Genomic DNA, 20,018 nt, shown 5'->3' with positions numbered 1-20,018 from the left:
GCGCGGTGAACGCGACGATGCAGGACGTCCTCGGGTCGGCCTCGTCACTCGACGAGGCCGACCACGAGTGGCTGCACCTGCTCGTCGGCGACTGGCAGCTGCTCGCCGACCTCGCCTTCGGCGACCTCATGATGTGGGTGCGCGGCGACGCCGGGTGGCAGGTCGCGGCGCACGTACGCCCGACGACGGGCGTCAGCCTGTTCGCCGACGACCTCGTCGGCGCCAGGCCGCAGGAACTCGACTCGTCGCAGACACAGGACGATGCCGATCGTGGTGGCGTCGCTGAGGTTGCTGCTCGCGCAGGCACCTCTGTCGAGCGGGGGCTGCGTGAGGGTGAAGCCCGCGCGGACGCCTCCGACGTGAGTGACGGCGTTGAGGACGCCGCCCGTTCGAACGATCTGCAGGTGGGCCTCGATCGCGCTCGCCTCCAGGGTGCGGAGACGCGCGTGGACATCGTGGTCGAAGGCGAGCCGGTCTCACGGCGCCTCGTGCCCGTGCGGCGCGGCGGACGCGTCATCGCGGTTCTCGGGTGCCACATGCGCCTGGGCAACGTGCGTCGCCGCGGCCGCCTGGAGACGCGCTACGTGGCGCTCGCGGAGGCGCTGTTCCGCATGATCGCCGAGGGCACCTTTCCCGACGGCGGCGGCGTCATGGGCGGTCGCGGGGGTGCGCCGCGCGTCGGCGACGGTGTCGTCGAGCTCGACGCCAGCGGTCGCGTCACCTACGCGAGCCCCAACGCGGTCTCGGCGCTCCGCAGGCTCGGGGTGGAGAGCAACATCCCCGGCCTGCGCCTCGCCACCGCGCTCGACGAACGCGGCGTCAAGGCGAGCGACGGGCCGGAGGAGGCCACCGTCGTGCTCGCGGGCCGCGCCCCCTGGCAGGCGGAGTTCCGGCGCGGCTCGGCCGCCGTCATGGTGCGTGCCGTGCCGCTCGTGGCCGGCGGACGCCGCCTCGGCGCGGCGCTGCTGCTGCGCGACATCACCGAGCTGCGCCGTCGCGACCGCGAACTGCTGACGAAGGACGCGACGATCCGCGAGATCCATCACCGCGTCAAGAACAACCTGCAGACGGTGGCCGCGGTGCTGCGCCTGCAGGCGCGCCGGCTGCCCGACGAGGAGGCCCGTCAGGCCCTCGCCGACGCGGGGCGCCGTGTCGGCGTCATCGCCGCGGTTCACGAGTCGCTCAGCGAGGGCTTCGGTGGCACGGTCGACTTCGACGACGTCGCTGCCCGCGGCCTCGCCTCGAGCATCGACGTGGCCCGCCGCTCGGACGCCTCGGTGGCCTCCCACCTCGACGGCTCCTTCGGTGTGCTCTCGAGCGAGGACGCGACGTCCCTCGCGATGGTCCTCGGCGAGCTCGTGCAGAACGCCGTCGAGCACGGCCTCGGGGACGCCGGCGGCAACGTCACCGTACGGGCACGTCGCGACGGCGACCGGCTCGACGTCCACGTGATCGACGACGGCCGCGGCTACGAGCGCGGAGGTGCGCCCGGCGGCGAGCGTGGCGGTACCGGCCCGGACGCGCCGACAGGTGCGTCAGCACGCGTGCGCAGCGGGCTCGGGACGCAGATCGTCACGACGTTCGTCGAGGATCTGCACGGCGAGATCGCCTGGCATCGCCTCGAGGGCGGCGGCACCGACGCGCACTTCAGCGCCCGTCTGCGTCCAGTCCCTGCGTCGAACTGACCTACGTCAGCCGCGCCCCAAGTCCTCGATTCTCAACCATTACCCGGTGTGCGAATCCCGTCCCCATCGGCGATTTTCGTCTACCTTCGCGAATCCCGTCCCCATCGGCGATGTTCGTGCCCATGTGCGATCATCGGTCACAGTCGCTCATCGCCGTGTTCACCCGCCGGCGCGCAGATCCCAGCACCAGCAGCCGGGCCCGGACATGACAGAACTGGCGGTCACACCCAGGGTGTGCCGCCAGTCGTCGACGCGGGGCTCAGGTCAGCTGGCGCGGCGGGCGCGGGCGTTGCGGCGCTTGAGAGCGCGACGCTCGTCTTCCGAGAGGCCGCCCCAGACGCCTGCATCCTGACCGGATTCGAGAGCCCACTTCAGGCAGGTGTCGATCACTTCGCAGCGTCGGCACACAGCCTTGGCGTCTTCGATCTGCTGCAGGGCAGGGCCGGTGTTGCCGATCGGGAAGAAAAGCTCCGGGTCCTCGTCCAGGCACGCAGCGCGATTGCGCCAATCCATGTGGCTTGCTCCTTGATGTCTCCGCTGAAACCGGCGGGGTCGGTTCGAACGCTGCCGGGGTGCCGGCGTGTCCACAGTGCGACGCTGGGACGCGCTGCGGAGGTGTTCCGTTATAGGTTCACACCTGGCGCGGGCGAGCACAAGGGGTTTGCCCGAACTTTTTGTGTGCTTATGTGAGCTTTTGCTCACACGATGTTCGTAAATGTCGCGGCGTAAAGTGGAAGCGTGGACACCACCCGCTCGACGTCATCGATCCCCGCTCCCACCTGGAAGGGCTCGCGCGCCCATTGGCTCGCCGCCGCTACGGGCACGGCGATCTCGGCGGCCGCCATCCTCGTCATGGCCGTCATGTCGGTCGTGAGCGCCGTCACCGGATCGGCCAGCACGACGACGCGCGCCCTCACGGAGGCGGCCATGCTCGTCGTCCTCGGGGGAGCGGTGCTGGCCCTCGTCGTCGGCCTGGTGCGTGCCAAGTCACTGGTCAAGACCCCGACGCTGCTGTGGAACGCCATGCTCGTGCCGATCGGCTTCAGCCTCATGGACGGCGGTGCCGCCGCACTCGGCATCGCGACCGTCATCGTTGCTGTGGCGACGTTCGTCGTCGCGCTGCCGCTACCGCGTTACGACGCGGACGTCGAGGACGGCGCGGCGCTCTGAGAGCCGGCGGGTGACGTCGAGGGACTCGCCGAGCCGCCGGACGTCGCAGAACTCGTCGCGCTCGACGACGCACCCGCATCCTTCGTCGACTCACCGGTTCGCAGCTTCGCGCCGAGCAGGTCGAGGAGCGCGGGCACGGTCTTCGTCGTGTACGCGCGGCGCGAATCGGCGTGCGAGGCGGCCAGCGTCGAGAAACCGATGCCGGAGAAACGGACGACCGCCGCAGCATCCCCCGTGCGCACGAGCGCATAGGCCGTCGTCCCGTCGGTGAAGGAATCACTGACGCCCTGCGCGCCCTCGCCGTAGAACGTGTAGAGACCGCGGTTGGCCTGGGCGCGCTTCTCGTGCAGGGCCTTGTCACGCTTCCAGGCGGCCTCGACGTCCTTCCACTCACCGGTGTGCGGCAGCGCGATGACGAAGTGGCTGCGGTCGTCAGAGGGTTCACCGGCGATGTTCAACTCGAGCGTGTCGTCGCTGCCGCTCACCCCGTCGAGGTGCGGGATGATCGGCGCGAGCTCGCCGCGGGTGAACAGTGACGTCGCGTCGGGCACGGAGGACGGGTCGACCGTCTTGCCGTCGAGGCGTAGCTGCAGCGGTTTGTCGACGTGCGTCGACCCAGCGGCGGCCGACGAGGAGGCAGATCCCGACGACGAGGCGCTGGGCGACGCGCCCGTGGTCGCGGACGACGGCGTCGCAGCGGACGTGCTCGTCGCCGCGGTGGGGGAGGAGGCCGGCGACGTCTCGGCCGAACCGGTCGTCGCGACGACGACGGGCAGGGCGGCGACGACGAGGCCGGCGACGGCGATCTTGGCGCGGGTTGACATGCCTCAAGCCTGTCACATCGTGGCCCGCCCGTTCGGCTGAGGTTCGTGCCGCAGGTGAACCTGGTGGCCGTGGGGCAGGACGAGCGCGCGCCCGGGCGGCATCGACGCCGGGATCTGAGCGGGACGCAGTCCTGCGAGTGAGTACTCCGTCGCGTCGTTCTGGCGCAGCACCAGCCTGACGTCGAGCAGCGCGCTGAGCTTCGAGGCGAGCACCTGCCGACCACCCGTGACGATGAACGTGTGTCCGTGACGGTGGCCTTCGCTGATGCGTTTCAGCAGGTCTTCGGCGGCCAGGCCGTGGTTGATACGCAGCAGCGTCGCGTGCAGGTCCTCCCATCCATCTATGACGACGACGCTCGACGGCCCCGCGGGATGCGCCTCGGCGAGGTGCGTGAGCAGGCGGATGACGGCGTCCGCGTCGTCGGATGCGACGTGGACGTCGGCCGCGATCGGGTCGGTGGGGCCGACCCACCACGTCGATGCTGTGCGAGTCGTCGCGCCCGCGGCCGTGCCGCACACCGCCGCCCGGGCGAGCGCCGCGGCGGCGTTCGTCCGTCCGCTGCGAGGGGCTCCCGCGAGGCCGACGTGCACCCCGGCCGGCACGGTGACGGCGGGTTGGCTCTGCGCACCGGGCAGGTCGGCGATGCCGACGACGTGCGCCAGGCCGTCGTCCGTCGCAAACGCGTCGGCTGCTTCCGCGCGATCATGCCCGTCGCTCGAAGACGATGCGCCGAAAAGGGATTCGCTCCTGTCGCACACCGCCGTGTTCGAGTGAGGCGCCGGCGTCGGTCGCTCACCCGTCAGTGCGTCGAGACCGACGACGATCTTCGTCTCGGCGAGAAGTTCGTCGACATTCTCGGGCAGCGGCGGCAGCACGGGTCGGTGGATCGGTGGGAGCTGGTGTGCGGCGGCGAGGGCCTCGTCGACGAACATCCCGAGGTCGCTGCGGGCGCTCGTCCGTCCGGGGCGGCAGGCATCACATCCGTCGCGCAGTTCGTCCAGCCCCGAGGCAGTCACGACCGTGGGGTGGACGTGCACTGCCGCGGTGGTGCCGAGCTCGCGCGGCGCACCGCTGTAGGCGCTCTGGAACTCGACGGGAGCCTCACCGGCCGTCGCGAGGTACCCGCGCCCGGGGGTGCGCGCGGAGATGCGGGAGGCCAGGGGCGAGTCGATGACGTCGATGCTGTCGGAGCGTTCACGCACCCGCAGCGCGACGCGGACGTCGAGGTTGGCGCGCATGTCGGCGCTGACGGCGCCGCCGGGGCGTTGCGTCGCGAGGATGACGTGCATGCCGAGCGACCGTCCCACGGCCGCCAGACGCACCAAACCGGCGACGAAATCGGGCAGTTCGTCTGCCAGCACGCGGAATTCGTCGACGACGACGAAGAACCGCGGCAACGCTAGGTGGGCAGGCGCGGCGGCGAGATAGTCACGGTAGGAGGTCAGCCCGTGACGCCCGAGCAGATGCTCGCGGCGCCCGATCTCGGCGCGCAACGCCGTCAGAGCACGGGTCGCGAGACCATGGTCGAGGTCGGTGACGACGCCGACGACGTGCGGGGCCCGCGCGAGCGGGCCGAACGTCGCACCTCCCTTGTAGTCGATGAGCAGCGCGTTCACGTGCTCGGGGGAGTTGAGCGTGAACAGCCCGCGCAGGTACGTGAGCAGAAACTCGGACTTGCCCGATCCCGTCGTGCCCGCGACGAGGGCGTGTGGCCCGGTGCGGGCGAGGTCGAGCGTCATGATGCCGTCGTGATCGTGGCCGATCGGCACGTTCGTGCTCGGGGTGCGCCACGCGCCGGCCACGTCGGACGGCAGCAGGGCAGCGCTCGTCGAGGCGCGCAGCGGCGCGCTATTGCCACCGGTGGCGCCCGCAGCCCAGCGGCGGTGCAGCCGCATGACAGCGGGAAACCACGTCTCACCCGGGCTGTCGAGGGTGAACGTGTGCCCGCCCGGCAGGCGGGCGGCGCGGTGTCCCGCGGCGCACGTGACGCGGACCGTCGCGGCCAATGTCGTCACGCCCGTCTCGATGCTGGGTGGCTGCGCAGCCCCCACCCAGACGACGGCCGCGCCGGCGATGACGAGGCGTCGCGCGAGGCGCGTAGCGTCGGCGCTGCCGGCTTCGAGCACGACGAGGGGGAGGTCGTCACTGCCGGGGCGACGCACCCCGTCGTCGAGTCGTGCGAGGAGGGTCTCCGGCACGCTCGTGTGGACGTGAACACGCGCCGAATCGAGCGCCCAGGCCCAGCGTCGCGACGCCGCTTGCCGGGTGACGACGACGGGCGGGGCGTCAGTCGGATCGTGCAGGACGGCGAGTTGCGCGACGACGAGTTCGAGGACTTGCGGTGTCGTAGCCGCATCGGCGTCGAGATGGACGAGGCCGCCCGGCGCCACGACGAGGGTGACGGGTGCCTCGCTGAGCCCGAGCGGGCGTGCCGAGCCGTTGCGGGCGAGACGGTGCGCGGATGGCGCGTCACCGTACCCGAGACGCAGCAGACGTGCGCTCGGCCCGCGTCGCAGGCCGAGCCCGTCGCGGGAGCCGGCGGCGACGGCGAGCAATTGGTCGGGGCTCGGCGCCAGACGCGCGAGAGTGACGACTTCCGCGTCGAGCGCATCAGCGACGCGGCGGCCGACGTCCTGCACTTCGCGCGCATGGTCGCGGGCTGCGCTGCGCCCACCTCGACGTCCGCGACGGCGGTCGTCGAGGTGCGTGGCCACCATGACCAGCGGGCCCACGAGCATGAAGCACAACATGTAGGCCGCGTGCATGACGATCGCGAGAACCAGTGCGACGGGCACCGGGGCGAGCACCGCGATCCAGCGCAGCGGCACCCGACGTGGGGGTGTCGGGGCCGCGGGCCACTCGAACGTCCGCGGTTCGGGCAGACAGTTCGACGTCCCGGCGCGCAGGGCTGAGCCGGCGTTTGCAGGGGCGGCACTCATGGGGTCGGTTTCCGCAGGTTTGATGCCGGAGAGATCGGACCCCGCAAGGTCAGGAGGTGCTGGCTCAGCACTCGCCAGGTCGAGACGCAGCACGCTGGCGCCGAGACGCACTGATTCGCCCACACGCCAGGGGTGGCCCACGTGCGGTTGGAGGCGCGCCCCGCGGCTCGTCACGCCGTTGCTGCTGCCGAGGTCGGTGATCGTCACCTGCCCGCGCGCGACGCTGACGAGGGCGTGTCGACGTGAAGCGAGGGAATCGTCGCCGAGCAGGTGATGGTGGCGTCCGAGGGTGACGTGGCCGGCGGCGAGGGGGAGCGCACAGCCCTGATGCGGGCCGCTCGCGCTGACGAGCGTCAGGATGGCCGCGTGCTCTTCCTCGTCCGGGCGGCGGGGTGGTTCGAGCAGCGCGCCGTCGACGAGCGGTGCTCGGCCGAGGACGTCGTCGTCACGGATCGCTCGACCGGCGTGCGTCGGCGCGTAGGGAAGGTCGAGTGCGGGGCGGATCGCGGCGAAGGGTGTGCCGTCGGGGGCATCGACGACGATCGGGTCGCTGGGGGAGCCGTCAGCGGTGACGACGGCCAGGCGGATGCTGGTGCTCACCTGTCCAGCCTGCGGCCTGCGACATCGCGCCGTCGGAACTGATCTGCACCTGTGGACAACGCTCGTGCCGGAGCCAGAACGGGTGCTTTGGTAAGACTTTGGTAAGAGTTTTTCCGAAACCCCCTTCGGCCCCGCGCGGCCTCTTTGATGGCTCCTGAGAGCAGGCATCGAAGAGGAGAGACGATGACGATCACGCTCATCGAGGACGAGGTGCGGGAGCAGTTGCGCGCCAAGGCCATCGACCCAGGAGCCGACCCCGAGGCGGTGCGTGGCGTCATCGCCGACGTCGTCGCCGCGACGGAGGTCGCCCGCGCCCGGGCGGGTCTGCCGGCGTCGTCGCGTTCGACGAGCGAGGCGAAGGCCGTGTTCGACGCCGTCGCGGGCTACGGGCCGCTGCAGGAGTACCTCGACGACCCCAGCGTCGAGGAAATTTGGTTGAACGAACCCGCGCGGGTCTTCGTCGCGCGCTCCGGGGTCTCCGAACTGACGCCGACGATCCTGACTCATGACCAGATCCGCGTTCTCGTCGAACGAATGCTGCGCACGTCGGGGCGGCGTCTCGACCTCAGCTCGCCCTTCGTCGATGCCTCGCTCCCGGACGGCTCGCGCCTTCACGTCGCGATTCCGGACGTGACCCGCGAGTACTGGGCGATCAACATTCGAAAATTCGTCGCGACGAGTCATTCGATGGACGAGCTCGTCAACCGCGGGTCACTGTCGCCGGGGTTGGCGGCCATCCTCGCGGCGTGCGTCAAGGCAGGGCTCAACGTCCTCGTCTCCGGTCAGACGCAGGCCGGAAAAACGACGATGTTGAACTGCCTCGCGAGTGCCATTCCGCAGACCGAGCGCGTCATCACGTGCGAGGAGGTCTTCGAGGTGCAGCTCGCGGCGCGTGACTGGGTCGCGCTCCAGTGCCGTCAGCCCAACCTCGAGGGTTCGGGCGAGGTGACGCTGCGCATGCTCGTCAAAGAGGCGCTGCGCATGCGGCCGTCGCGACTCGTCGTGGGGGAGGTTCGTCAGGCCGAGTCGCTCGACCTGTTGCTCGCACTCAACTCGGGTCTGCCGGGTCTCGCGACGCTGCACGCCAACTCGGCCCGCGAGGCGCTCACGAAACTCTGCACGTTACCGCTGCTCGCGGGCCCCAACATCTCGCCCTCGTTCGTCGTCCCGACGGTCGCGTCGGCGATCGACGTCGTCGTCCACCTCGGCCTCGATCGGCACGGGCGACGCTCCGTGCGCGAGGTCGTGCGCGTCACCGGACGAGTCGAGGGCGACACCGTCGAGACGATCCCGCTGTTCACCGAGGGCCAGGTCGGTTTCCCGCGCCTGTTGCCCGCGCTCGACGGAGAGGTTCGCTTCGCTCGCGCCGGCATCGACGTCGCCGCTCTCGCCGCCGAGGTGAACGCCGCGTGACGCGCCTGCTCAGCGCCGCCGCCGTCGGCACCGCCCTACTGCTCATGTGGCGGGCGATGACGTCCCCGGCTCCGCCGCGCCCCCTTCATGGTCTGCGCCGCAGCCGCCGGTACGCCGCGGTGCGTGAACTGCTCGACCAGTCCGGGCTCGTCACCTGGCGCGTGCGCACTCTCGTCGCCGCGTGCCTGGGCGCGGCGACCGTGGCCTTCTGCCTCGGCTTCGTCATCACCGGCGTGCCAGCCCTCGCCGTGGTCCTCGCGTGCGTCGGTGGTTGGGCACCTGCAGCATTCGTCCGGGGCCGGGCGACGAGCCTGCGCCGCCGCCGGCGTGAGGCCTGGCCCGATGCCGTCGACCATGTCGCCTCCGCCGTCCGCGCCGGCCTGTCGATCCCCGAAGCGCTGCGCCAACTGTCGTTGCACGGCCCGGAGGTGCTGCGTGAGGACTTCGCCGCCTTCGCCCGTCACGACGCGGCGCACGGCCGGTTCGACGACTCGCTCGACGTCCTCAAGGCCCGCCTTGCCGACCCGGCCGCCGATCGGCTCATCGAGTCGCTGCGCCTCGCCCGCAACGTCGGCGGCAGCGACGTCGGTCGCCTGCTTCGCACCCTCAGCTCCTTCCTGCGTGAGGACGCCTCGACGCGCGCCGAACTCGCCGCCAAGCAGAGCTGGACGGTGAGCGCGGCACGGTTGGCGCTCGCCGCACCGTGGCTCGCGTTGTGCGTCGTCGGTTTCCGCGGTGAGGGGCTGGCGGCCTACCGCACACCGCAGGGGGTGCTCGTGCTCGTCGCCGGGGCGCTCGTGTCGTGGATCGCGTACGTCGCGATGAAGGCCATCGGGCGTCTGCCTCACGAGGAACGGGTCATGCGATGACGACGCCAGCCGCGCTGTCGGCCGCCGCCATCGGGCTGGGGCTCGCACTGGTCGGCATCTGGGTGGCGCGCCCGCGCGTCAGCGTGCTCGAGCAGCGTCTCGAGGCAATGCTCGCCGTAGACTCACCCGCCGCCGCGCCGCGTCGCGGTCTCGACGCCGTCGCGGCGGCCCTGGCGCGCCTGCTCGGGCGGGTCCTGGGCGGCGCCGATCACGTGCGCTCCCGGATGGAGCGCGCGGGCCTCGTCCCGGACGTCGACACGTTCCGCACGAGCCAGGCCCTGTGGGCGATGACGGGCTTCGCCGGCGCGGCGTGCATCGTCCTCGTCACGGGCAACTCGACGCGCGGACCGCTGTCTGCCTCGGCGCTCGTGCTGCTCGCTGCCGGGTTCGGTGTCGTGCTGCGCGATCAGCAGCTCACCCGGCTCGCCGAGAGGCGCGAGGCCCGCATGATCGTCGAGTTCCCCGCGATCGCCGACATGCTCGCCCTCGCCGTCGCCGCCGGCCAGGGCCCGCTCGGCGCGCTCGAACACGTCACGACTCTGTGCCGCGGCCCCCTCGCCGAGGAACTGCGCACCGCCCTCGAGCAGGCGCGCGCCGGTACTCCGTTGTCCGACGCGCTGGCCGGCGTCGCGCGGCGTACGAGCGTCGTCAGCGTGGCGCGCTTCGTCGAGGGCGTCATCGTCGCACTCGAGCGTGGCACGCCACTCGCCGACGTCCTGCGCGCGCAGGCCCAGGACGCGCGCGAGAGCGTGCGCACCGAGCTCGTCGAGAAAGCCGGCCGCAAGGAGGTCGTCATGATGGCGCCCGTCGTCTTCCTCGTCCTGCCCGTCACGGTGCTGTTCGCCGTGTACCCCGGGCTCGCAGCTCTCGATCTGACGCTGTGATGCCTCCCCACGACTCCCGCGAACGCTCGCGGGCCACACCCCGACGAAAGGTCACCTCCCATGAACCGCATCCTCAGTGCCCGCTCTGCTCTGCGACGACGCGTCGCGCTCACCCTCCGACCGGTGAACGGGACGGACAGCGACGGCGAGCGCGGCGACGTGCCGGGCTGGGTGCTCGTCACGCTCATGACGGCGGGCCTCGTCACGCTGTTGTGGCAGACGGCCGGGCCGCTGCTGCAGACGATGTTCACGAGCGCCATGAGCAAGGTCTCCGGCGGCTGAACCGCATCACGGCCGCGATGCGCTTCCGGGTCGCGTGGCGGGACGAGCGCGGATCCGCGGTCGCCGAGAACGCGATGACGAGCGTCGTCATCGTCGCCGTCTTCCTGCTCGTGTGCCAGTTCGCCTACGCCGCGCACGTGCGGTCGTCGCTGACGATGGCGGCGGCCGAAGCGGCCCGCGCGGGCGCTCGCGTCGATGGAGGCGTCGACGCCGCTCAGGCGAAGGCACGCGACCTGCTCGCCGAGGGTGGCGGCCGGCACGCACGCGTGAGCGCCGGGTCGACGAGCGAGGCGGGCGTCGCGGTCATGCGCGTCGACATCACCGCCCAGGTGCCCGTGCTCGGCCCGTTCGGCGTCGGACTCGACCTGCACACCAGCGGGCGAGCCGTCATCGAGGACCGCGGCCCATGAGGGCCCGTCGAGACGTGGCCGCCGCGGCCCAAGGTGCGGGCCGCCTGGGACGAAGCCCCGGTGGTCCTGACCAGCGTGGCGCAGAAGGCGGCGTAGCGGACACGAGAGGTCATGGCCTCGATGCGGACGAAGGGTCGGCGCTCGTCGAGGCGATCGTCGTCATCGCGGTGTTGTTGTTGCCGCTGCTGTGGGTCGCGACGTCTCTCGTCCGTGTCGAGGCGGCGTCGTTCGCGGTGCGCTCGGCGGCCCGTGAGGCGGCGCGCACATACGTGACGGCGCCCTCTTCGGGCGCGGGCAGCGTGCGCGCGAATGTCGCGGCGCGTCTCGCGTTCGAGGATCAGCGCAGCCCCGTCGGCACGGCGACGATCACCTGCACGGCGAGCCCGTGCCTGACGCCCGGCGCTCAGGTCAGTGCGACGGCGCGCACGAGCGTCGGCCTGCCGTTCGTGCCGCGATGGCTCAGCGGCCCCGCGGGGCTCGAGATCCACCTGAGCTCTCGGCACGTCGAGAAGGTCGAACAGTACGGAGGGCAACGGTGACTCCCGCACCTGACGCGTGCGCCACGAGGCGTGACGCCCTCAGCGGACCCCTGCGCCACATGCCGGCGAGGCTCAGACAGCTCGCCTCGTCCCTCGTGAACCGAACGCGCGCCGACGACGGCGGGATCGCCCTTCTCGGCATCGGGCTGTGTACGTGCGTCGTCATGCTGCTGCTCGGCGGTATCTGCGTGCACACCGCGCAGGTGGCGCGCGTCGACGTCCTCGACGCCGCCGACCATGCGGGCGCCGCAGCCGCCGACCGCATCTCGGTCGCGCATGCCTACGCTCACGGCGTCGAGGCGCCGCAGCTCGACGCGGCATCGGTGCGCGCCGAGGCGCAGGCGGCGCTGTCCGCTACCGAGCGCCCGGCGCACGTCACGTCGTGGAGCCTGACGTCGGCGAGCGTCGACGGCAAGGATCTCGTGCTCGCCGTCGCGGCCGTCGTCGACCCGCCGGCGGTCGGGGGAGCGCTGTCTGCGCTCGGTGCACCGATCACCGTTCACGTCACCACGCGGGCCGAAGCGCACTTCGAACGATGAGTGTTCACTCGCCGGTTGGGGCGCGGCCCGTCACAGGCGATACTCTGGAAGGCGTGGCTGTCGACTTTCCCAACGAAATCAAGAACCTGCGCACGACGATGGCGTCGGTGCGCGAGGTGCTCGACCTCGAGAAGCTGAAGAAGCAGATCGTCGACCTCGAGGAGCAGTCCGCGGCCCCCGATCTGTGGGACGACCCGGATGCGGCGCAGAAGATCACCTCCGCGCTGTCGCGCGCGAACGCCGAGAACGACCGCGTCGAGAACATGGACGCGGCGATCGACGACCTCGAGGTGCTCGTCGAGATGGGCACCGAGGAGAACGACGCCGACACCCTCGCCGAGGCCGAGCGCGAACTGAAGAAGCTGCAGAAGGCCGTCGGCGAACTCGAGGTGCGCACCCTGCTCAACGGCGAGTTCGACGAGCGCGAGGCCGTCGTCACGATCCGCGCCGGCGCCGGTGGCGTCGACGCCGCCGACTTCGCCGAGATGCTCATGCGCATGTACCTGCGCTGGGCCGAGCGTCACGGCTACCCGACGAAGGTCATGGACACCTCCTACGCCGAAGAGGCGGGCCTCAAGTCCGTCACGTTCGAGGTCAACGTGCCCTACGCGTTCGGCAACCTGTCGGTCGAGGCCGGCACGCACCGTCTCGTGCGCATCTCGCCGTTCGACAACCAGGGCCGACGTCAGACGTCGTTCGCCGCCGTCGAGGTCGTGCCGCTCATCGAGACGACCGACACGATCGAGATCCCCGAGAACGAGCTGAAGATCGACGTGTTCCGCTCCTCGGGCCCCGGTGGCCAGAGCGTCAACACGACCGACTCGGCTGTTCGCATGACGCACATCCCGACCGGCACCGTCGTGTCGATGCAGAACGAGAAGAGCCAGATCCAGAACCGCGCCGCCGCGCTGCGCGTCATGCAGTCCCGCCTGCTGCTGCTCAAGAAGCAGGAGGAGGACGCGCAGAAGAAGGAACTCGCCGGCGACATCAAGGCGAGTTGGGGCGACCAGATGCGCTCCTACGTCCTGCACCCCTACCAGATGGTCAAGGATCTGCGCACCGAGTACGAGGTCGGCAACACCTCCGGCGTGTTCGACGGGGACATCGACGGGTTCATCGAGGCCGGCATCCGCTGGAAGCGCGCCGCCGCCCGCGACGCCGAGTGACACCGGCTCACACGCGGGGTAGGTAGCGAGCACGCATCGAGCACGGCGGGGGAGCCATGATTCGTTTCGACCATGTGAGTCTGACGTACGGCAGAAAGCTGGCGCCTGCGCTCGACGACGTCAGCTTCGACATCGAGCGCGGAGAGTTCGTCTTCCTCGTCGGCCAGTCCGGCTCGGGCAAGAGCTCGCTCATGCGTCTCATGACGCACGAGGTGACGGCGACGTCCGGCCAGATCCACATCGCCGGGCGAGACCTCATGACGATGCCGCGCCGCAAGGTGCCGTCGCTGCGCCGCGACATCGGCGTCGTTTTCCAGGATTTCCGGCTGCTCGAGAACAAGACGGTCGCCGAGAACGTCGCGTTCGTCCTCGAGATCCTCGGCTGGCGTCGGGGCGCGGTGCGCGCGGCCGTGCCCGAGGCGCTCGAACTCGTCGGCCTCGCCGAGAAGTCGCGCCGCTTCCCGCACGAACTCTCCGGCGGTGAGCAGCAGCGCGTCGCCATCGCGCGCGCCGTCGTCAAGCAGCCCGCCATCCTGCTCGCAGACGAACCGACCGGCAACCTCGACCCCGAGAACTCCGAAGAGGTCGTCGGCGTGCTCGACCGCGTCAACCGCACGAGCACGACGCTCGTCATGGCAACGCACGACAACTCGCTCGTCGACCGCCTGCAGCGGCGCGTCATCGAGATGAGCGACGGCCGTCTCGTGCGCGACTCGACCGGCGGCTACCGCTCCGAGGCCACCTCACGACGCTCCGGCGCGCGCCGCCTCGACGCCGTCGCAGAACAGGACGGCCACGACAGTCACGACGCCCACGACGATCCGTCAGCTCTCGACGGCACGACCACCGCAATCCCGGGCGCCCGCGCCACGCGCCGGGGGCGCGACATCACGGGAGCTGCGTCGTGAACCTGCGTTTCCTCGCCTCCGAGGTCGCTCAGGGGGTGCGTCGCAACACCTCGATGATCGCCTCGGTCGTACTCGTGTCGATGGTGTCGATGATCTTCGTCGGTGCCGGGCTGCTCGCGCAGCGTCAGGTCGACGCCGCCAAGGGCGATTGGTACGACAAGGTCCACGCGTTCGTGTTCCTGTGCACCGACTCCGACACGGGCGTCGCCTCGTGCGCCGGCGGCAAGGCGAGCGCAGCGCAGACCGAGACGGTGCGCATCAACCTGACGAACCTCGCGCCGCTCGTCACGAAGGTCGACTACAGGACGAGCGAGCAGGCCGTCGCGATGTTCCGCGAGCAGTACCACGACTCGCCGTACGTCAGCAGCGTCGACGCGTCGTCGATGCCCGCATTCTTCGAGGTGCGCCTCGACGACCCACGGCGTTTCGACGAGATAGCGAGCGGATTCACCGGCATGCCGGGCGTCGCGCACGTGAGCAACCTGCACGAGGTGCTCGCACCGTTCTTCTCGTTCCTCACGATGCTCGGCGTCGGCTCGGCCATCATCGCGACGCTCATGGTCGTGTGCTGCGTGCTGCTCATGGTGACGACGATCCGGCAGGTGGCGTTCACGCGGCGCCGGCAGGTCGGCATCATGCGCCTCGTCGGTGCCTCGAGCGCGACGATCTACCTGCCGTTCGTGGCCGAGGTGCTGCTCGCCTCGCTCGTCGGCGCGACCCTTGCCTCGGCCATGCTGTGGGCGATGGTCCACTTCGGCGTGAGCAGCCTCGCCGGCTCCGGGGGCGGCTTCGTCAACCTCGTCGGGGACGACGACGTCCTCGCCGTCGTGCCGTGGCTGTACCTCGGCGCGCTCCTGCTCGCGATCGTCACGTCGTGGCTCACGCTGCGTCGCTACCTCAAGGTGTGACGGTGGCGCCCACCAAATCCCGTCGCCGACTCTGCGCCGCAGCCCTCGCCGGGACCTGCGCGCTCGGTGTCGCGTCCGGGTCGAGCCACGCCGTCGGTGACGACGTCGACGACAAGATCAAGAACAGCAAGTCCGAGATCGACGACATCTCGAAGTCGCTCGCCGACGCCGACGCGACGCTGACGAAGACGAACAAGGCCGTCGCGGCCGCCGACAAGAAGGCAAAGGACGCGAAGAGCGCCCTGACGAAGGCCCAGCAGAAGCAGCGTGACGCCGCGTCCGACTACGACGTCGCCAAGGCCGACGAGGACGCCTCGCGCACCGCCCTCGCGACGAACCGCGCCGACCAGGCGAAGGCACGCACCGAGGTCGGTGGCCTCGCGCGCAACGCGTTCGAGACGGGCGGGCTCGGCGACCTCACGTTCACCATCGAGGTGCTCACCTCGAACTCGGGTGTCTCCGGGTCGATGGCGCTCGCCGACATCGTCATGCGCCGCCAGCAGGGCGTCATCACGAATCTCAAGAGCTCGGCCGCAGCCGGGCAGAGCGAGGCGACACGTCTCGCGGAGATCCGGCGTCGTGCGAGCCTGGCGAAGACGAAGCAGGACGCCGCCGTCACCGCCGCGAGCACGGCGAAGACTGACGCCGACACCGCCGAGGCGAGTCTCGTGGCGTTGCAGAAGACGCAGAAGGACGACAAGAAGAAGCTCGAGGCCGAGAAGAAGAAGGAGGAGGCGAAGCTCGCGGCGTTGCAGGCTGAGAGCACGCGCCTGAAGAACGTCACGACGACGAGCAAGGATGTCGACACCAGCGTCCACGACGTGCCGCAGGGCACCGGTTTCCTCGCCTCCCCGGGCCCGATCTCGAGCATCGTGTCGGGCTACGGCTACCGCTTCCACCCCGTCCTCAAGATCGACAAGCTGCACGAGGGCGACGACTTCCCGTTCGCGTGCGGCACGCCCGTCTATGCCGCGGGTGACGGCACCGTCATCGAGGCGAACTACAACGACGTCTCCGGCAATCACGTCTACATCAGCCACGGAACCGTCAACGGTGCGCAGCTGACGAGCGCCTACATGCACTTCACGTCCCTGTCGGTCAGCGTCGGGCAGAAGGTCAAGAAGGGCCAGCAGATCGGGGTCTCCGGGATGACGGGGCGCGTCACCGGCTGCCACCTGCACTTCGAGACCCGCGAGAATGGTGTGGCCGTCAACCCGCTGAAGTGGATAAAGTGACAGCTTCGGAAATGCCCGGCATGCCTGCGATGTTGTCTTCACCGACGTCGACCACGCCGAACGCGACCGCATCGAAGCAGAAGGGGGTGAGCCCATGCCGAAGGAACACGGCACGAAGGTGATCGCCAACAACAAGAAGGCGCGCCACGACTACCACATCGAGGAAACGCTCGAGGCCGGGCTGTCCCTCATGGGCACCGAGGTGAAGAGCCTGCGCATGGGGCGCGCGTCCCTCGTCGACGGTTACGTGCTCGAGCGCGACGGTGAGATGTGGCTCGAGAACGTCCACATCCCCGAGTACCTCCAGGGCACGTGGACGAACCACTCCGCGCGTCGGCGACGCAAGCTGCTGCTGCACAAGGCCGAGATCCTCAAGCTCGCGAACAAGGCGCAGTCGAAGGGGTACACCATCGTGCCGCTGTCGCTGTATTTCAAGGACGGGCGCGCGAAGGTCGAGATCGCCCTCGCGCGAGGCAAGCAACTGCACGACAAGCGCCAGACGCTGCGCGAGCGTCAGGACAACCTCGAGGCGCAGCGCGAGATGCAGGTACGCCTCAAGCGCGGCGGCTGAGAACCGAGCGAGCGCGCCGGTTGACCCGCCGGCACGCCCCCGCCTCGCCCACGTGGCAAGGTAGGGGCATGAGTCGTCTCAGGGGAGCACCTACACCGTCGGCCCGCACCGCACTCGGCGCCGCCGCCGTCGCGCTCGTCGCCATGAGCGCAGCGCCCGCTCAGGCCGCGAGCAACGACAACATCCGCATCACGAACTACGACATCCGCTACGACGTGGGCGCCGACGGTGGCGTCGACGTCACGGAGAATCTCGACGTCCGCTTCAGCGACAGCAGTCATCACGGGCTCGATCGCATCGTCATCACCGGCCAGGGCGTGAGCGACACCCAGCACCGTGAGTACCCGATGACGAACGTCTCCGTCACCTCCTCGACGGGAGCGCCGACGCAGCTGCAGCGCTCCCGTGACGGCGGCGCTGAGCGGTTGCGCATCGGCAGCCCGAACCGCACCGTGTACGGCACGCAGCACTACACGCTCAAGTACCACCTCGCCGGTGTTGTCAACAAGCAGTCGAACTCGTCGACCGAGTTCTTGATCAACGCGACGGGCAACGACTGGAAGATCCCGATCGACACCGCGCGTGTCACCGTCAAGGGCCCGGGCGCCGTCTCTCGGGCCAAGTGCTGGTACGGCGAGAAGAACTCGAAGCAGGAGTGCAGGGCGACGCCGGGGACGGAGGCGTCGTTCTCGGCGAACAACGTCGGCAACGGGCGCGGCATGACGATCGACGCCGACCTGCCGACGTCGGTGTTCACGAACACCGCCCCCATCCTCAAGGACGGCTCGGCCGAGGACGCGTCCGGCGTCAACGGGCCGCTGACGTCTTCGCAGCGCCAGGCCGTCAACATCGGCGGCGGGGCTCTGGCGGCGGCACTCGCCGGGCTCGGCGGGCTGTGGTTCGTCCGCGACCGTCGGCGCAACGCCGACGAGCGCTACAGCGGAATCGCACCCGGTCAGCTCCCCGCGCCCGGCCAGGAGGTACCGGTCGAGCGGACCGGTGACCCGGAGGTCGCCGTGCGCTTCGAGCCGCCCAACGACGCCACCGCGGGCCTTGCGGGCCTCGTCATCGACCGTCGCGCCGACAACCGTGACGTCGCGGGCACCATCGTCGACCTCGCGGTGCGCGGGTACCTGCGCATGGAACAGGTCGACAAGAGCGACTGGCTGCTCATCTCGAACCCGCAGCCCCCTGCCGGTGATCTGCTGGCCTACGAGGCGGACCTACTCAACGCGCTGTTCTCCGACGGCTCGCAGGTGTACCTGTCCGATCTGAAGAACCACTTCGCGGGCCACCTGGCGAACGCGAAGGAGGGCATCGAGGACGAGGCCGTCGCGCGCGGCTGGTTCAAGCAGCGCCCCAGCACGAGTGAGGCCGGGGCCAAGGGCCTCGCGAGCCTGTTCGCAGTGCTCGCCGTCGTCTCGTTCTTCGTCGCGAACCACTTCCACCTCAACGGCTTCCTGTTCGGTGCGGGTTTCGCGATCGTCGCCGTCCTCGCGCTCGTGCGTTCGAAGAACGCTGCCGCGCGCACGCCCGTCGGCTCGGCGGTGTACGACCAGACGCGCGGGTTCGAGCTGTATCTCAAGACGGCTGAGGCGAAGCAGATCAAGTTCGAGGAAGCCGAGCAGATCTTCAGCCGCTACATGCCGTACGCGGTCGTGCTCGGTCTCGCCGACCGCTGGGCGAAGGTCTTCGGCCAGGTCGCCGCTGCCGCGCAGGCGCAGGGCTACCCGATGGTCATGCCCTACTGGTACGTGCCGTACGGCGGCTTCGGCGGCGGTTTCGGGGGCTTCGACAACTTCGGCGCCTCGATGGAGGCCTTCAGCGACGCGGCGTCGTCCGCGTTGTCGTCCACGCCCGGTTCGAGCGGCGGTAGCGGCTTCTCCGGCGGGGGAGGCTTCTCCGGCGGCGGCATCAGCGGTGGTGGTGGCGGGGGCTGGTGAGCCGGCCCGCCTGAACGACGCCGAAAGGGGCGCCCGTCTCGACTCGAGACGGGCGCCCCTTTCGCATGCGCCGCACGACCTGACGGGCCCGAGCGGAGGCCGCGAGCCGTCAGGTCACGGCGGCGGACATCACTCGATGACGATGACGAGGTCGCCGCCCTCGACCTGCGTCTCGTGCGTCAGAGCCACGCGCTTGACGGTGCCCGCGACGGGCGTCGTGATGGAGGCCTCCATCTTCATCGCTTCGATCGTCGCGACCGTGTCGCCTGCCGCGACCTCGTCACCCTCGGCGACGCTGACGGACACCATGCCCGCGAACGGCGCGGCGACGTGGCCGACGTTCTTCGGGTCGGCCTTCTCGACGGCGGCGACGTCGACCTTGACGGCGTGGTCGCGCACCTGGACGGGGCGCAGCTGGCCGTTGAGCGTCGCGAGCACGGTGCGCATGCCGCGCTCGTCGGGCTCGGAGACGGACGCGACAGACATCAGGATCTTCTTGCCCGGCTCGAGGTCGACCTCGTGCTCCTGCCCGGGCGCGAGGCCGTGGAGGAACTCCTTCGTCGACAGCACCGACAGGTCGCTGTAGAGCTCGCGGGCGCGCGCGTAGTCCTGCGTCGGGCCGGGAAACAGCAGGCGGTTGAGCGTGCCGCGCGGGTCGCGTGCGAGGTCGGCCTCGTCATCGGCGCTCAGCTCCTCGACGCGCGGGCGCACCGTGCGTCCGGCGAGGGCCTTCGTGCGGAACGGCTCGGGCCAGCCACCGGGCGGGTCGCCGAGCTCGCCGCCGAGGAAGCCGATGACGGAGTCCGGGATGTCGTAGTTCTGCGGGTTGGCCTCGAAGTCCTTCGGGTCGGCGTTCGCGCTGACGAGCGCGAGCGCGAGGTCGCCGACGACCTTCGAGCTCGGCGTCACCTTGACGACGTTGCCGAGGATGTCGTTGGCCGCGGCGTACATGTCCTCGATCGCCTCGAAGCGGTCGCCGAGGCCGAGCGCGATCGCCTGCTGGCGCAGGTTCGACAGCTGCCCACCCGGGATCTCGTGACGGTACACGCGACCCGTCGGCGCGGCGAGGCCCGACTCGAACGGCTTGTAGAGGGTGCGCACGGCCTCCCAGTACGGCTCGAGGTCGCACACG

General features: G+C 70.3%; 19 protein-coding genes. 15 read left to right on the top strand and 4 right to left on the bottom strand.

Going from position 1 to position 20,018, the window contains the following annotated elements:
- The first annotated feature begins 5 nt into the window (after positions 1 to 5).
- Positions 6 to 1,685: a sensor histidine kinase gene (locus tag AX669_RS13110; RefSeq protein ID WP_156445005.1), complete on the top strand. Its 1,680-nt coding sequence runs from the start codon at positions 6 to 8 to the stop codon at positions 1,683 to 1,685.
- A 264-nt stretch (positions 1,686 to 1,949) separates the two neighbouring features.
- Here AX669_RS13110 and AX669_RS11430 read toward each other — a convergent pair whose 3' ends face one another.
- Entirely contained in the window at positions 1,950 to 2,198 is a 249-nt protein-coding gene (locus AX669_RS11430) for a WhiB family transcriptional regulator (protein WP_006943843.1), read from the bottom strand.
- A gap of 225 nt (positions 2,199 to 2,423) precedes the next feature.
- Between AX669_RS11430 and AX669_RS11420 the strand changes: the two genes are divergently transcribed.
- Positions 2,424 to 2,855 carry a hypothetical protein gene (locus AX669_RS11420; protein ID WP_156445004.1) on the top strand — a complete coding sequence of 144 codons (432 nt, stop codon included), beginning with the start codon at positions 2,424 to 2,426 and terminating at the stop codon, positions 2,853 to 2,855.
- Here AX669_RS11420 and AX669_RS11415 read toward each other — a convergent pair.
- Together AX669_RS11415 and AX669_RS11410 are read right to left on the bottom strand one after the other, a co-directional pair.
- Complete coding sequence (locus tag AX669_RS11415) at positions 2,819 to 3,679, bottom strand: hypothetical protein (protein ID WP_062258526.1); 861 nt, start codon at positions 3,677 to 3,679, stop codon at positions 2,819 to 2,821. The genes AX669_RS11420 and AX669_RS11415 overlap by 37 nt on opposite strands.
- A gap of 12 nt (positions 3,680 to 3,691) precedes the next feature.
- The gene (locus AX669_RS11410) at positions 3,692 to 7,219 is read right to left on the bottom strand and encodes an FtsK/SpoIIIE domain-containing protein (RefSeq protein WP_062258524.1); all 3,528 of its coding nucleotides are present in this window, start codon (positions 7,217 to 7,219) and stop codon (positions 3,692 to 3,694) included.
- 183 nt (positions 7,220 to 7,402) lie between these two features.
- On the opposite strand from AX669_RS11410, the gene AX669_RS11405 reads away from it, so the two are divergent.
- The 13 genes from AX669_RS11405 (at position 7,403) to AX669_RS11345 (ending at position 18,886) form a co-directional block, all read left to right on the top strand.
- The gene (locus AX669_RS11405) at positions 7,403 to 8,632 is read left to right on the top strand and encodes a CpaF family protein (RefSeq protein ID WP_006943851.1); all 1,230 of its coding nucleotides are present in this window, start codon (positions 7,403 to 7,405) and stop codon (positions 8,630 to 8,632) included.
- Entirely contained in the window at positions 8,629 to 9,501 is an 873-nt protein-coding gene (locus tag AX669_RS11400) for a type II secretion system F family protein (RefSeq protein WP_006943852.1), read from the top strand. Before AX669_RS11405 ends, AX669_RS11400 begins: the two co-directional genes overlap by 4 nt.
- Positions 9,498 to 10,385, top strand: coding sequence for a type II secretion system F family protein (locus tag AX669_RS11395; RefSeq protein ID WP_006943844.1), 888 nt, complete (start codon positions 9,498 to 9,500; stop codon positions 10,383 to 10,385). The genes AX669_RS11400 and AX669_RS11395 overlap by 4 nt, the downstream gene beginning before the upstream one ends.
- Positions 10,386 to 10,445: 60 nt before the next feature.
- Positions 10,446 to 10,667: a hypothetical protein gene (locus AX669_RS11390; protein ID WP_006943854.1), complete on the top strand. Its 222-nt coding sequence runs from the start codon at positions 10,446 to 10,448 to the stop codon at positions 10,665 to 10,667.
- A 17-nt stretch (positions 10,668 to 10,684) separates the two neighbouring features.
- Positions 10,685 to 11,077, top strand: coding sequence for a TadE/TadG family type IV pilus assembly protein (locus tag AX669_RS11385; protein WP_006943860.1), 393 nt, complete (start codon positions 10,685 to 10,687; stop codon positions 11,075 to 11,077).
- Positions 11,074 to 11,616 (top strand): pilus assembly protein, encoded by a 543-nt coding sequence (locus AX669_RS11380; protein ID WP_136788093.1) that lies wholly within the window; start codon positions 11,074 to 11,076, stop codon positions 11,614 to 11,616. Before AX669_RS11385 ends, AX669_RS11380 begins: the two co-directional genes overlap by 4 nt.
- A gap of 95 nt (positions 11,617 to 11,711) precedes the next feature.
- Positions 11,712 to 12,155, top strand: coding sequence for a hypothetical protein (locus AX669_RS11375; RefSeq protein ID WP_156445003.1), 444 nt, complete (start codon positions 11,712 to 11,714; stop codon positions 12,153 to 12,155).
- A 53-nt stretch (positions 12,156 to 12,208) separates the two neighbouring features.
- Positions 12,209 to 13,321: a peptide chain release factor 2 gene (gene prfB / locus AX669_RS11370; RefSeq protein ID WP_006943864.1), complete on the top strand. Its 1,113-nt coding sequence runs from the start codon at positions 12,209 to 12,211 to the stop codon at positions 13,319 to 13,321.
- A gap of 56 nt (positions 13,322 to 13,377) precedes the next feature.
- A complete protein-coding gene (gene ftsE / locus AX669_RS11365; protein ID WP_062258519.1) occupies positions 13,378 to 14,229 on the top strand; it encodes a cell division ATP-binding protein FtsE in 852 nt (283 codons plus the stop codon).
- Positions 14,226 to 15,137 carry a permease-like cell division protein FtsX gene (gene ftsX, locus AX669_RS11360; protein WP_062258517.1) on the top strand — a complete coding sequence of 304 codons (912 nt, stop codon included), beginning with the start codon at positions 14,226 to 14,228 and terminating at the stop codon, positions 15,135 to 15,137. The genes ftsE and ftsX overlap by 4 nt, the downstream gene beginning before the upstream one ends.
- Before the next feature lie 2 nt (positions 15,138 to 15,139).
- Entirely contained in the window at positions 15,140 to 16,372 is a 1,233-nt protein-coding gene (locus tag AX669_RS11355; RefSeq protein ID WP_006943861.1) for a M23 family metallopeptidase, read from the top strand.
- 94 nt (positions 16,373 to 16,466) lie between these two features.
- Complete coding sequence (gene smpB / locus AX669_RS11350) at positions 16,467 to 16,943, top strand: SsrA-binding protein SmpB (RefSeq protein ID WP_006943848.1); 477 nt, start codon at positions 16,467 to 16,469, stop codon at positions 16,941 to 16,943.
- A gap of 68 nt (positions 16,944 to 17,011) precedes the next feature.
- Positions 17,012 to 18,886, top strand: a complete 1,875-nt coding sequence (locus tag AX669_RS11345) for a DUF2207 domain-containing protein (RefSeq protein ID WP_082740938.1) — start codon at positions 17,012 to 17,014, stop codon at positions 18,884 to 18,886.
- Positions 18,887 to 19,015: 129 nt separating this feature from the next.
- Here AX669_RS11345 and AX669_RS11340 read toward each other — a convergent pair.
- The coding region (locus AX669_RS11340) for a biotin/lipoyl-containing protein (RefSeq protein WP_304438410.1) at positions 19,016 to 20,018 on the bottom strand (1,003 nt) is incomplete at its 5' end.

This window comes from Dermacoccus sp. CCH2-D9, from assembly GCF_001556795.1.
In the GTDB taxonomy this organism is placed as follows: domain Bacteria; phylum Actinomycetota; class Actinomycetes; order Actinomycetales; family Dermatophilaceae; genus Dermacoccus; species Dermacoccus nishinomiyaensis.
The sequence above is the reverse complement of the archived record's forward strand: the minus strand, read 5'-3'. Positions and strand labels throughout refer to the sequence as shown.